Origin of the sequence: Lysinibacillus sp. NPDC097214, from assembly GCF_050277945.1 — a bacterium.
In the GTDB taxonomy this organism is placed as follows: Bacteria; Bacillota; Bacilli; order Bacillales_A; family Planococcaceae; genus Lysinibacillus; species Lysinibacillus xylanilyticus_B.
In genome coordinates, this window is sequence record NZ_JBNNSS010000003.1 from 59,380 (window position 1) to 73,690 (window position 14,311).

A 14,311-nucleotide genomic window follows, 5' to 3' on the forward strand; every position below is an offset into this window, starting at 1 on the left:
AATGAATAAACGAAGATGGAAACTAGTTATATTTGCTGCAATTTTTCTGATTGGCGCTTTTACATTGCAGTTTCGCGAAAAAAATGAGGAAGAGGCTATTTCTCACATTTTAGATCATGCAGCAGAAATTGATGCAATCGAGCTATTTAAAGGGGAGCAATCTGTAGTTAAAGCAACAAGTCAGGATGCAACAGCCTATATTGAAAACTATCCTCTAAGCCATGTTAAGAAATTAAGCAAAAAAGAACGATCTATATTTGAAGAAAAACCACTTTATCATATTGTCTACGAAATAAAAGGAGAGCCTTTATATGAGGTGGATATTTTAAAGGTCGCTATTAGCTCTGAGCTAAATGAGGAATTACAGCAGATGGTTTTTAATGTTGGAGATCAGCAATATTTGATCTATTGGGCAAAAGAGAAAAAAGCACTTGAACAATCAACAAATACGCAACGCTTACTTGAACAATATGTTAAATAAAGAGGGTAGTGAAAACAGCAACTAGCTGTAATCACTACCCTTTTTTTAGAAACTATAGATTTTTAACTTAACGATTTTATTTCTAGGACACAATAGTAGTTTTCCCCTGCAGTGCACGTTCTTGCATCTCTACATCAAATTCTTTTTCAGATTTCGATACGACTACACAAGCTACACCGTTACCAATTAAATTTGTTACGGCACGTGCCTCAGACATGAAGCGGTCAACGCCAATTAGTAGCGCGATCCCTTCGACTGGAATCATTGGGAAAGCAGCAAGTGTCGCTGCTAATGTGATAAAGCCAGAACCTGTTACACCGGCAGCTCCTTTAGATGTAATCATTAAAATCCCAAGTAGAGTAATGATTTGAATCCACGTTAATTCCATTCCGTATGCTTGTGCAATAAATAATGCAGCCATTGAAAGGTAGATGGAAGTTCCGTCAAGATTGAAGGAATAACCCGTTGGTACTACTAATCCAACAACTTGCTTAGAGCAACCAAAGTTCTCCAATTTACGCATCATAGATGGCAAGGCAGATTCAGATGATGAAGTACCAATTACTAAGAAAATTTCATCTTTAATATAAGCGATAAATTTAAAAATATTAAAGCCAAAGAATTTTGCAATCGTGCCTAAAACAAAGACTACGAATAAGAACATAGTAATATAGACGGCAGCCATTAATAGACCTAAGTTGCTTAAAGATTTCAAACCAAAATTACCAATCGTATAGGCCATTGCACCAAAGGCACCGATTGGAGAAATTTTCATCACCATACTTACGATTTTGAAGAAAATTTCTGCCACTTGTTCAAAAAATGTAATGACTGGTTTTGCAGGTGCGCCAATAGAAGCAGCAGCTAAACCGAACAATATTGCAGAGAATAATACAGGAAGTAATTGCCCAGCTGCAAGTGCACCGACAACGTTTTCAGGAATGATGCTAGAGATGAAAGCGCCTAAACCTTGCTCACTTTCTGCTGCAGCTGTTGTAAATTTAGAGATATCAGCTTCGGAAGCACCTGATGTATCTAACCCAGTACCAGGACTAACGATCATTGCAACAGCAATCCCGATTGCTAAGGCAATGGTAGAGACAATTTCGAAATACAGTAACGCCTTTCCTCCGATTTTTCCAACCTTTTTCATATCTCCCATACTACCGATTCCGATGACAACTGTTAAGAAGATAATAGGGGCGATTAACATTTTAATTAATTTAATGAATAAGTCTGCCAGGATTTTAAGGCTTGCACCAAACTCGGGGAAGATGGCTCCAACAATAACCCCCAAAATGATCGCAGCTATAACCTGAACAGTCAAATTTTTCAGTAATTTCATTTTATGCTACCTCTTTTCTGAATTTTCTTTTTGATATCGTTTTCACTAGAATTATCATAGCGAATCCTTTTGAAAAAAAGAGATTTAGAAAATAAGAAACATATCGTTCATTAAGTACATTCATCCATATTTTTAATGGAACATAGTGTTTCAATAGCTCAAGTTGTTATGATACTGTTTAGTGAATTTACTATTGTTATAATACAATAGTAATTAGTGATAGAAAATTTTGTTTTATACCAATTTTTCGTAATATTGTTCATTAAGTTCATGACTTTCTCCTACTTATGTCAACTAAAAGTGTTGTCAAAAGATTTTTTTGAAGATAATCTTAAAAGCATATCATTTGTAGAACCGAGTTCGATTAAGGGCTTTTGTAGTGTAAATGCAGATTTGGAAGGGGAAGGATTTCAAATGATGAAAATGCCTGTAAACGGCAAAATACTGTTAGTGACATTTTTAATCATCGCATTCTCCTTTTTATTTGGTGGCATTTTTGTACTTGGTAACCTTTTAACGGAGCAAGAAAAGGAGTTTGGTCAGCGTGCTATGCTCGTTGCGCGGACTGTATCAAATGTGCCAGAAATTAGTGTGCATTTGAAAGATGACAATATGAAAGAAGCGGCGAAAAATGTTAATAAAATTGTAGATGGAATTCGTGTTGTTAATAAAGCTGAGTATATTGTTGTGATGAATAAGAACCGTATTAAACTATCTCACCCAGTTAGTAAAGAAATAGGGAAGCGTAGTGAATCGCAGGATTTAAATGCTGCCTTTAGTGAGCATTATTATGTATCGAAGGCGCAAGGGGAAGCCGGTGTAATGATTCGAGCGTTCGTCCCTATTATTGATGAGAAAAAGGAACAAGTAGGCATTGTCGTTGTAGGGTATTCACTGCTAACTTTTATAGAAATGCTGAAAAATTATGAGCATGAAATTTTTATTACTATTCTAATATCGCTTGTTTTTAGTATTTGGGGGGCATATACACTTGGCCGACATATTAAAAAGCAAATGTTTGGGCTTGAACCTCATGAGATTGCGAAGATGTATGTAGAACGAACAGAAACGTTCAATGCTATGCATGAAGGCATTATAGCGGTCGATAAAGAAATGAATATTACAATTTTTAATGAAAAAGCAGCTGATATATTAGGCGTTACTAGAAAGATAGAGGATTGTATCGGGGAAAATATTTATGATGTTTTGCCTGACACACGATTGCCAGAAATTGTTGAAACAGCAAGTCCTGTATACAATCAAGAGCTTTACATCAATCATCATAGTATTTTGAGTAATCGTGTCCCGATTATTGTAAATGGTGAGTTAGTCGGAGCAGTTGCCATGTTTAAAGATTTAACCGCGGTGAAAAAGCTTGCGGAAGAGGTAACGGGAGTTAAAGCTTTTGTTCAAGCGCTGCGTGTACAAACACATGAGCATAAAAATAAGCTTCATACGATTGCAGGACTTCTACAATTGGGACATACAAAGCAAGCACTTGAATACGTTACTGCTACTACCGAAAATGAAGCTTCTTTAACGAAGTTTTTAAATGAACGCTTTCATAATGAAAATATTTCAGGATTATTGCTAAGTAAAGTTAGTTATGGCAAGGAATTAGGCATACAAGTAGAAATCGATCGAAAAAGTCATTTTAAACGCTTTCCACCATTATTAGATCACCACGATTTTGTTGTCTTGTTAGGAAATTTAATTGAAAATGCCTTTGAAGCGCTAAATGCACTTTCAAAGGATGATAAATATGTAGCGATTTCTGTAGATGAGCATGACGGTGTGCTAGCAATTGCTGTAACTGATAATGGGATTGGGATGTCTGAAGAGGTGCAAGCTCGTATGTTCGAAAATGGATTTTCTACAAAGGCAAATGAGAATCGTGGTATTGGTTTGCATTTAATACATGAAATTGTAAGAAAAGGTAACGGTGATATTGAGGTAGTGAGTGAATTTATGAAGGGGACAAGTTTCTTAATCTTATTGGAGTTAGGGGAAGAGTAGATGGATGTAATAAATGTGTTATTAATTGAGGATGATCCGATGGTACGAGAAGTGAACAGGCAATTTATTGAGCAAATCAAAGGATTTTCGCTAATAGGCTATGCTAGTAATGGGATAGAAGGGATTGAGAGGATTAAACAATTAAACCCTGAGCTTGTCTTTATGGATATTTTTATGCCTGAGCAGGATGGCATCATTACGCTAGGGAAAATTCGTGAAGAACATCTTCCGGTTGATGTTATTGCTGTAACTGCTGCGAATGATATGCCTACTGTGCAGCGAATTTTACATCTAGGTGTCTATGATTATATTATGAAACCTTTTACGTTTGAACGAATTGAGCAAACTTTAAAGAATTATCAAACATATAAAAAGAAAATAAGCGGTATGCAAGATCTAACACAGCATGATGTGGATCATCTAATGCAGCAACGTATCCCGGAGCAAGTAGCAGCTCCCCCAATCACTGAGACAATTGTAATAGAAGAGCTACCAAAGGGTTTTAACCGGGCAACATTAGGCAAAGTGCTTGCCTATATTCAAGAAAGTAACGAAGCGGTCTCAGCGGAAGAAGTGTCTACATACATTGGAACAGCGCGCGTAACGGCTCGACGTTACTTGGACTTTTTAGAAAAACAAAATTTATTAAAAGTGGATATACAATATGGAAGTGTGGGACGTCCTATCCATCGATATTTTATTTAATCAGATTCAGATTGGGTTATCTTATAAAGCGGTTTAATACATCTTTAATAGGGACATCTTTAATAGGGCAAACCTTTTTATTATAGCAACTATAGGAATCTTTGGAAGTATCATTTAGTATCTCACCAATATACGAAATAGATTTTTGAAAGAAGAAGGGTTATAGACATTTATTGATTGAGGAATACATTATGCAGCGAATAGTAAGCTTTATCGCAAGAGTCAAACTTGCTTTGACGATACATATAGCAGAGAATACGCTACAATAATGGTGTGTTAGTTTTCAGAAGATTTCTTCAAAAGAAAGAAAGAATCTACTGTCAATGAACTTAGACGTTTCAAGAAAGCTTATGGAGAGTAGGTTTAGCACATGTTCAACGTTCGAAAAGAGGCGCTATTGAAGTTTTTGAAAGTTCTATTTCCAATAGTACTTTTAGCGATAGCTATTTATGAAATTCTACAATCGATAAGTGGGATAGATGTTCATTTACTTAAGAAAGAAGTGAATGAACTGCAGATATGGGAGCTCTTATTTATTCTTTTCATCACCTTCTGTGCCATTACACCGATGATTTTTTATGATGTTATTTTAGTGAAAATAGTAGGAATCAAAATAAACAAACGTACTTTGCTGAATCATTCATTTATTGTCAACACCTTCTCCAATCTTATTGGCTTTGGCGGTTTAGTTGGTGTGTTTTTGCGTAATTATTTCTACTCGAAATATAAAGAGGATAAGGAAGACTTGTTAAAAAGCATCGCCTCCGTCACACTTTTTTATTTAACAGGGATTTCACTGTTAGCTTGGATGATGTATATATTCTTTTGGGACTTCCCATTGCTGAAAGAGGTGCGATGGTTAAAGATCGCGGTTATTCTTGTTAGCTTATATGTTCCAATTTTTATTGCTATGCACATCATTCGCTATAAAAAAGCGAGTTCTATAACTCCAAAAAGCTCACTTCAATTGATGGTAACTTCAGTCACTGAATGGCTTGCGGTCTTTTTAGTGATCTGGATTTTAACTTTTATTTTGAAGATACCAATAGAATTATCTAATTTAATTCCTATCTTTTTAATTGCTTCTTGTGCGGGAATTGTCAGTATGATACCTGGTGGAGTTGGCTCATTTGACCTTGTTTTTTTATGGGGGACTCAAAGTGTAGGAATCGCTGATGAGAAAGTGCTTTTTCTATTAATTTTGTACCGGATGGGCTACTTTGTGCTTCCGTTTTTAGTGTCTGCTCTTTTATTTGTAAAAGAATATTGGAATCGTTGGAATCAATCGTGGGATGACTTGCCAAATGTTATTTCTCAGAAGCTTAGTCACACGTTATTAACGATATTGGTATTTCTTTCGGGCATTGTATTATTGCTATCAGCTTCGGTGCCGGGAGTGTTAAGTCGGCTAAAAATAGCGCAGGAATTTTTATCTTCGCCAATCATGCATGTCTCTCATCAACTGACTGTTGCAGCGGGCTTTATTCTCTTGGGGCTATGTAGGGGGATTAAATATAAAGTAAAAAGGGCGTATCAGCTTAGCCTTATTGTGCTAAGTAGTTCTGCACTATTTTCTATTTTTAAAGGCTTCGACTATGAAGAAGCGATTTTTTTAGTGATTGTCGCAGTGTTGTTAATTGCCTCCAAAAAACAATTTTACCGAGAAAGTTACGTTTTGACATGGGGGATCGTTTTAGTTGATCTTGCGGCAGTGACAATCATTACAGCAATGTATGTATTGATTGGCTATGTGAACTTACCTACTTCCAAAATTCGTATTACGGCCACTCTACAGGAATACATCATTACAGATTACCGAGACCTATTTTATAGTGCGGTAATGGGTATCTTAATAGCTATTGTTATTTTTTATATAGGTTATTTTATCCGTGCACCTAAGAAAATGGAAAAACTTTTATCTTGTGAGCAAGAAGAGCGCATCAAACATCATTTGATGACCTATAAAGGGACAGAGTATTCACATTTAATTTTTTTACATGACAAATTTGTACATTGGAATAAAGAAGGAACAGTTTTATTTTCTTATCAAATATATGCTGATAAGATCGTTGTGCTGGGAGATCCAGTGGGAAATGAAGCTGATTTTTCATCTGCTATTCAGGAGTTTTTGGAATTGGCGGACAAGCATGGCTATACACCGGTCTTTTATGAAATTAACAATAAAAATTTTCCTTCCTTACATGAGCATGGATATAGTTTTTTTAAGCTGGGCGAGGAAGCTTTTGTGGACTTAGATAAGTTTACACTTACAGGCAAGGGAATGAAGGGACGTCGAGCGGTAAAAAATAAATTTGAACGAGAAAATTTTACTGTTGACATAGTAAGCCCTCCTTACTCCCAGGAATTAATGAATGAATTGAAAGAAGTATCAACGAAATGGTTGCAGGGAAGGGCAGAAAAAGGCTTTTCACTTGGCTTTTTTGATGAACACTATTTAAACACTTCAAACATTGCCGTTTTACGTGGCACAGGGGGAGCTATTGGCTTTGCCAGTATCATGCCCATGTACGATAATGGCGAAAGAGTCTCAGTAGATCTCATGCGTTTTAAGCCGGGAGCACCATCTGGAACGATGGATTTCATTTTCCTATCGCTCTTTGAATGGACAAAAGAAGAAGGCTATCGTGTTTTTAATATGGGGATGTCGCCATTGTCGAATGTCGGACGGTCTAGGTATTCCTTTTTGAGTGAAAAAATTGCAGCACAAATATTTTTACATGGGCAGCATTTCTATCATTTTAAAGGCTTAAAAAACTTTAAATTAAAATATGCAGATTTTTGGGAGCCAAAATATATAGCGTATCGAAAGAAATCTTCATTGCCATTTACAATGGCACAAGTCACGCTATTGATTGGCAAAAAGAGAAAGTAGAGCTGAAATCTCACTGCTTATTTAGAGAAGAGTGGGAATCTAAATAATAATTTTTACGGTCTTAATTCTAGTTAGGTATAGAATTAGGACTTTTTTTATTTAGAAGGTACGTTTCGTAATGAGAAATGGTGGAGAATACGCCACTCAACCTATATGCAGGGCATACGTTTTAACAAATGTCATCTACACTTTTGGTGATGTGCCATTGATTTTCCGTTAATGCTTTGTGATAATAAAGGAAATTTTGGTTGTTAGATGATAGTGTAATTACCTAAAATTTTGAAAGTAGGACCTTTACAGGGAGAACATTATGATGACAAGGGGGAAGGGATAGAATCATGAAAAATTATATTCAATACAATGCATTTCAGAATAAAGAGGTAATCATTGCGATACCTGCGCTTGGTGAACGTAAAGAAATGTATGCAGCATTAGCTAGCACCCTTCCAGAAGCCGATATTGTAGCAATCGATTTACCGGGGCATAATGGTCAACTAGACAGTGATTTTTCATTTCAGTCGTATAACAAAGCGATAAAGGAAATTATGGAGTATTTAAAAATTACTAAAGCTCATTTTCTTGGAAATTCAATAGGTGCATGGATCATTCAAAATTTTTATACAAACTATCCAGATTCAGTAAAATCATTAATATTGTTAGACGGTGGGTATTATTTTATAGGTGAATATCAACCTGATGATAAAGCAGAAATACAATTACCAATCATTGATCGATTAGAAGATTTACAGGAAGCTATTAATGAAGAGGTAAGCAACATGGTGAACGTATCGACTGAAAATCAAGAATATTTGTACAATTACTTCCTTCGTAATTTCGTAGAAAAAAATAATATCTTTTACCATCACAGCAATGTAAAAGCCTTAAATGATTTGTCAAAAGCAATTGAAAAAAATAATTATTGTATAGAAAATGAAATTCCATTGTCGGTGTTATTACTGTTGGCTGATGACCATCCAGATAGTTTGTTAGACAAGAAGTTAAATAGATTTCAAGAGAGACAACCAAATGCACAAGTCGAGATTATTCCTAATAGCTATCATTTTTTGCCTCTTACCAATCCTGGTGAGGTAGCTGAACGGATTAGAAAGGCAATCTTATAATAAAAATTTAAAACTTATTAGAGGAGGGAGCAGTTTGCGTATTCGGAAAAATTAACAGTTGGTGATGAGATACGTGTTATCGCACCTAGTCGTAGTGCGGCAATCATCACGGTAGAAGGCGCTGAACAAACAAAGAAAAAGCTTGAAGAGCTAGGCTTTCGTGTATCTTTTGGTCGACATATTTTTGAATGTGATCTACAACATTCATCCTCAATTGAGCATCGAGTTGCAGACATTCATGATGCCTTTCGTGATAACAATGTAAAGGCTATATTAACAGCTATTGGTGGTTTTAACTGTAATGAAGTATTACCCTATTTGGACTACGACATGATAGCAAATAACCGAAAAATCCTTTGTGGCTTCAGTGATATCACAGCTTTAGCAACAGCGATTACAAAAAAATGTGGATTTGTTACGTATTCGGGTCCCCATTTTTCTAGCTTTCAAATGGAAGAGGCACAAGACTATCAGCTATCCTATTTCCAAAAATGTTTAATAGAAAATAAACCATATACAATTAAAGCATCCAGCGTTTGGAGTGATGATGCATGGTATTTAGATCAACATAATCGTCATTTTGAAGCAGCTAGCTGGAAGGTGTATTCTGACGGAGAAGCAGGTGGACAATTATTTGGTGGGAATTTATGTACGTTAAATTTACTTCAAGGGACACCGTATATGCCTGATCTATCGAATAGTATTTTATTTTTAGAGGATGATGAAATAGTTAATCCAGAAATATTTGCCCGCGATTTCACCTCATTATTGCAAGCTACTAGCAATATTAAAGGTATAGCGATAGGGCGTTTTCAAAGAGCTTCTAATATGACAGCGGAGCAGCTACATTTTATTTTAGATAAGCATCCAAATTTGAAAAGAATTCCAGTTATCTATGATGTAGATTTCGGACATACACAACCGATCTTTACGTTTCCTATAGGTGGTGAAATTCAAATGAATACGAAAGATTTGACGATACATGTCACTAAATTCTAATTGATAAAGAAGGGAGTATGATAAAGATGTTAGTAAGAGAGGCAATAGGTCAAGATGCTGAACAGGTAATAGCTGTCATAAAAAATGCGGAAGAGTCTAATTTTATGTTATTCAGGCCAGGCGAACGAAAGTTAGAGACTGAGCAGTTTACTAAATTTATCGAGAATATGAACAATAACAGCCATTCAGCTTTATTTATAGCTGAAATTGAAATGACGGTAGTTGGTTGGTTATTTAATCGTTCAAGGTAATCATATGCCATCTAGTGTTTCACATCGTGCCTATATAGTCGTAGGCATCCATAGTAAATATAGAGGACAGAAAATTGGTACTGCATTGTTTAGCCATCTCGAGTAAGACTAGATGCAACGGCCAAAAAAGTCTATTGTATTGAGGAATGGTTGTAAGCTAAATAAGCCCTGCTGAATTTTTGCAGGGCTTAATCCAATTATGATTTAACATAGTCACCATCTGTAATGGCATACATTTTCACATTTCGATGATAACCTTTAACAAACATACTTTTTCGTAAAATACCTTCAAAAAGCATACCCGATTTTTCCATTACTTTTTGAGAACCGATATTGTCCTCAAAACAGCGTGCTTGTATTCGAACCATTTTTAATTCGTTAAATCCATAGTCTATTAATTTTTTTACTGCTTCGGTCGTAATCCCTTGATTCCAATATTCTTCAGAAAGAACATAGCCAATTTCCGCACATTTATGCTGGTCATTAACAGAAACAAAGTCGATAGTGCCGATCAATTTCTGCTCATATTCAATGCCCCATAATAGATGCTTACCTTGTTTATAGCCATTTAAAACTAATTCTACAAACACTTTTGTTTCGTCTAAACTTTTATGAGGATCCCATGTAACATAGCGTGCTACGTTTTCACTGGACGTATAATTAAACATGGCTTCTAAATCATTTAATGAAATCGGTCTTAATGTTAATCTTGCAGTTTTTAAAACAGGTGGTGCTTGTATAAAAATATTATCGCTCACAAAACTCCCCCTTATTTGAAATCATTTTAGTGTATTTAATTATAACAAGATATGTAAATTCTCGTTAAGCTTTTTATTAGAGATAGATAGGGGATGGCATTTTATTAAAACGTATGTCATGTTGATTATTTTTAATTTTTATAGCTCTTTAGCATAACGTGGGGTTGATTTCCGTTACGGCTGGGCGCTTTGTTGCTGCCGCTTCGCTTTCGCACAGTTAAAACATTTGCCGCTGACGCTTCGCTTTCGCGCAGAGCAGAGCTTCCTGGGGCGTCCGATGAGCCGCTTTTGTTGTTGCTGTCGCTTCGCTTTCGCACAGTTAAAACATTTGCTGCCGCTACGTTAACACTACGCTTTCGCACAGAAACCATCCGCTGCGCTGCAGGGTCTCGGGCCAACAGATGTCTTTTGCGCGAAAGCGTGAGTGCAACGTAGCGGCAGCAGCACGATGTTGGTCACGAAGGCGTTATCACAGGATGTGATGCTTTTAGCCTTCGTTCCTCTATTGCTGATCCCCAAGGAGTCGCCCAGCCTCCACTCCAATCAACAGAATGTAGTTTGTATAAAAGACGATAGTGTTTCTTCAATATATAGAAAAAAGGGCCCCCTTTAAAGGAGAGCCCGTTTTTACATGTATTTATTAATTTTCTTCAGTATCTTTTCGGTTTTTCTTTAACATTTTAGATAGCATTTCATACACGATTGGTACAACTACTAATGTTAATAATGTCGAAGATAGTAAACCACCAATTACGGTAATCGCTAGGTCTTTTGAAATTAGACCACTGCCACCATTACCGATCGCCATTGGAATCATCGCACCGATTGTTGCGATAGCAGTCATTAGGATTGGACGTAAACGAGTTGCGCCAGCGTCTAAAATGGCCTCGCGCATAGGAAGTCCGTCACGCTCCATATGAATAATGCGGTCTACTAATACGATGGCGTTTGTTACAACGATACCTATTAACATTAATAGTCCCATCATAACAGAAACAGAAATTGTTTGATTTGTAACGTACAAGCCGACAAATGCACCAATTACTGCGAATGGTAGTGAGAACAGAATAGCAAATGGTGCTAAACCTTCACCGAATGTTACTACTAGGATGAAGTAAACAATCGCGATTGCAGCTAACATAGCGATTCCGAGCTGTGTGAACGTTTCTTGCATGTCTGCAGCAACGCCTCCAACGCCAGTCGTTACACCTTTAGGTAAATCTAATTTATCGATTTTCTTATCAGCAGCTGAAGTTGCTTTTGAAATATCGTCACCGATAATCGTACCTGAAACTTTTGCGAAATATTCACCTTTTGAGCGAGATAATGTGTTTAATGTAGTGCCTTCTTCTACTTTTACTAACTCACCGATTGTCATTGTAGTGCCTAAAGCTGTTTGAATTTTAGTAGCTAATACATCATCAAGAGATTTGGCTGCAGCTTTTTCTTCACGTTGTACAATAACATCAATATCTTCACCGTTATGCTGAACTTTAGTTAAAACTTCTGTTGATGTATTTTCATTTAAAGCCATAACAATTTGAGCAGTAGTTAAACCGTATTGTAGAACATTCTTTTGATCTACTTTTAAAGTGTTTTCAACAAATGGATCTTCATTATCAGACTTAATTTCTTCTAATGCATCAACTTCTTTTAATGCGCCTTCCACTTGCTTCACTGCTTTGCGAAGCTTATCTAGATCTTCACTATATAATGTGTAACTTACTTCATTTGAAGACCCCGACATTGATGAGAAGTTTTGAGATTTCCATTCACCTGATTGACCGATGTTCGTTACATAGTCTTCAACTTCTTGACGTGCTGCAGGGAAGTCCTTCATATCTGGATCGAAGATGAGGTACATTAAGGCACCACCAGCACCGCCACCCATCATCATTGCCGAAGGATCAACATGTTTAGGGTCATTGATAGAAACTTGTAAAATATCAACGTCTTTGTGTTTCATTAATTCTTTTTCTACTTTTGCAACATTTGCTTCTGTATCTTTCATTAGCTCGCCTGTACCAGGAGTATACGTTAAGTACATAACCTTTTCTTCTTGAGAGCCCATGAAGCTGAAGCCGATAAGTGGTGTTAAAGCAAGAGAACCAACAAGCATTACAATCGCTATAACGGATGTAATGATTTTATGGTTTAATGCTTTCGCTAATACACCTTTATACCAAAGAGCTAGTTTACCAACTTCTTTATGTTGACTTTCTTTTTTCTCGCCGTATATTTTTTTACGGAATAGGAAGTGAGATAAAGCTGGAACTATTGTAATCGCCACTATTAATGAAGCACCTAGCGCAAATGACATTGTTAACGCAAATGGCATGAATAATTCACCAACCATACCGCCTACAAACATTAGTGGGGCGAATACTGCCACAGTTACTAATGTAGAAGAAAGGATTGGTTTGAACATTTCAATTGTCGCTTCACGAATAAGAGCACGACCAGTTAGTTTTTCTCCTTTTAAATGGATACGTCGATAAATATTTTCAACAACTACAATGGAGTCATCGATGACACGACCTATCGCCACGGTAATCGCACCGAGAGTCATAATGTTTAATGTGATATCCATCCAGTTTAATAGTAGTAATGCCATGAATACTGAAACTGGGATAGAAATAATCGAAATAATTGTTGATTTGAAATCACGTAAAAATAGTAAAATAATTAATACGGCAATGGCACCACCGAAGACTGCTTTTTCAATCATTGTGAAGACTGAATCTTCAATTGGTTTACCTTGGTCAAGTGTGATATCCACATTTAAGCCGGCTAATGATTTTTCTTCGTCTTTCATTAAATCTTTCACTGCATTTACGACTTTTACCGTATTTGCATCTTGAGCTTTAACGATTTGAATCGCAATCGCATCTTTGCCATTTGTACGTGATACAGATTGTACTTTACCTTCGACTTCAATCGTTGCAATATCGCCTAAGCGAACGAATGGTGAAGGATTTGTAGCTGAAGGTGTGACTGGGATCAATAATTCTTTTAACTGATCGATAGATTGTACTTTACCGTCTACTGATACGGCCTGTTCACCAACAGTAAATTCATATAAACCAAGTGATAGTGACATATCACTTGCTTGAATCATTTGCTTGACAGAATCCTCTGTTAAGCCGAGAGCAGCCATTTTCGCTTGATCATATTTAAATGATACTTCGTTAATGTGCTGGCCATTGATAGTTGCTGAAGCAACGCCATCAATTTTTTCGATTTTAGGAAGTAAAATGTCTTCGACTGTTGACGTTAAATCAACAATATCTTCCTTAGAGCTACTAATTGATAAAGCGACAACAGGCATCATATTCATGCTAATTGCCATAACTGTCGGCTTTTGAGCACCTTCAGGTAATTTGATAGATTCTAAAGCGGACTCTAATTGGCGTTTTTTCTCATCCATATCAATTCCGTAGTCGTATTCAACTTGAACTTGTGCTACGTTTGAAGAGGAGTTTGAGTAAACAGCCTTTACATCTTCTAAGCTTTCTATTGACTTTTCAAATGGCATGGAAAGCTCATTCATAACCTGTTCAGGTGTTGCGCCAGGATAAACACCCATTACAATTAAATATGGTATAGAAATATCAGGTATGGATTCCATTTTCATTTTTGTACCTGAATAAATACCAGAGACAGTGATGATAATTGTTAATAACCACACTGCCAATTTGTTTTTCAATACGAAATTAACTAAACCTTTCACCTTCACACCTAC

Annotated in this window: 11 protein-coding genes; 8 read left to right on the plus strand and 3 right to left on the minus strand. The window is 36.4% G+C overall.

Annotation, left to right across the window (positions count from 1 at the left end):
- Position 1: 1 nt before the first annotated feature.
- Positions 2 to 481 carry a hypothetical protein gene (locus ACQKMI_RS07555; protein WP_427488020.1) on the plus strand — a complete coding sequence of 160 codons (480 nt, stop codon included), beginning with the start codon at positions 2 to 4 and terminating at the stop codon, positions 479 to 481.
- An 82-nt stretch (positions 482 to 563) separates the two neighbouring features.
- Here ACQKMI_RS07555 and ACQKMI_RS07560 read toward each other — a convergent pair whose 3' ends face one another.
- Positions 564 to 1,826 carry a dicarboxylate/amino acid:cation symporter gene (locus ACQKMI_RS07560; RefSeq protein ID WP_427488021.1) on the minus strand — a complete coding sequence of 421 codons (1,263 nt, stop codon included), beginning with the start codon at positions 1,824 to 1,826 and terminating at the stop codon, positions 564 to 566.
- Positions 1,827 to 2,240: 414 nt separating this feature from the next.
- On the opposite strand from ACQKMI_RS07560, the gene ACQKMI_RS07565 reads away from it, so the two are divergent.
- The 7 genes from ACQKMI_RS07565 to ACQKMI_RS07595 all read left to right on the plus strand — a co-directional run bounded on the left by ACQKMI_RS07565 (position 2,241) and on the right by ACQKMI_RS07595 (position 9,917).
- Positions 2,241 to 3,842: an ATP-binding protein gene (locus tag ACQKMI_RS07565; protein ID WP_427488415.1), complete on the plus strand. Its 1,602-nt coding sequence runs from the start codon at positions 2,241 to 2,243 to the stop codon at positions 3,840 to 3,842.
- Positions 3,843 to 4,547, plus strand: a complete 705-nt coding sequence (locus ACQKMI_RS07570; protein WP_427488022.1) for a response regulator — start codon at positions 3,843 to 3,845, stop codon at positions 4,545 to 4,547.
- 370 nt (positions 4,548 to 4,917) lie between these two features.
- On the plus strand, positions 4,918 to 7,440 hold the full coding sequence (mprF, locus tag ACQKMI_RS07575) for a bifunctional lysylphosphatidylglycerol flippase/synthetase MprF (RefSeq protein WP_427488023.1): 2,523 nt from the start codon (positions 4,918 to 4,920) through the stop codon (positions 7,438 to 7,440).
- A gap of 338 nt (positions 7,441 to 7,778) precedes the next feature.
- Positions 7,779 to 8,561 carry an alpha/beta fold hydrolase gene (locus ACQKMI_RS07580; protein WP_427488024.1) on the plus strand — a complete coding sequence of 261 codons (783 nt, stop codon included), beginning with the start codon at positions 7,779 to 7,781 and terminating at the stop codon, positions 8,559 to 8,561.
- 69 nt (positions 8,562 to 8,630) lie between these two features.
- Positions 8,631 to 9,560 (plus strand): S66 family peptidase, encoded by a 930-nt coding sequence (locus ACQKMI_RS07585; protein WP_427488417.1) that lies wholly within the window; start codon positions 8,631 to 8,633, stop codon positions 9,558 to 9,560.
- A gap of 26 nt (positions 9,561 to 9,586) precedes the next feature.
- Complete coding sequence (locus tag ACQKMI_RS07590; RefSeq protein WP_427488025.1) at positions 9,587 to 9,811, plus strand: hypothetical protein; 225 nt, start codon at positions 9,587 to 9,589, stop codon at positions 9,809 to 9,811.
- Positions 9,812 to 9,815: 4 nt separating this feature from the next.
- Complete coding sequence (locus ACQKMI_RS07595) at positions 9,816 to 9,917, plus strand: GNAT family N-acetyltransferase (protein WP_427488026.1); 102 nt, start codon at positions 9,816 to 9,818, stop codon at positions 9,915 to 9,917.
- Positions 9,918 to 10,008: 91 nt separating this feature from the next.
- Here the strand turns inward: ACQKMI_RS07595 and ACQKMI_RS07600 are convergent, their stop codons facing one another.
- Both ACQKMI_RS07600 and ACQKMI_RS07605 read right to left on the minus strand, forming a co-directional pair.
- Entirely contained in the window at positions 10,009 to 10,569 is a 561-nt protein-coding gene (locus ACQKMI_RS07600; RefSeq protein ID WP_427488027.1) for a GNAT family N-acetyltransferase, read from the minus strand.
- 640 nt (positions 10,570 to 11,209) lie between these two features.
- Positions 11,210 to 14,299, minus strand: a complete 3,090-nt coding sequence (locus ACQKMI_RS07605; protein ID WP_427488028.1) for an efflux RND transporter permease subunit — start codon at positions 14,297 to 14,299, stop codon at positions 11,210 to 11,212.
- Positions 14,300 to 14,311 lie beyond the last annotated feature (12 nt).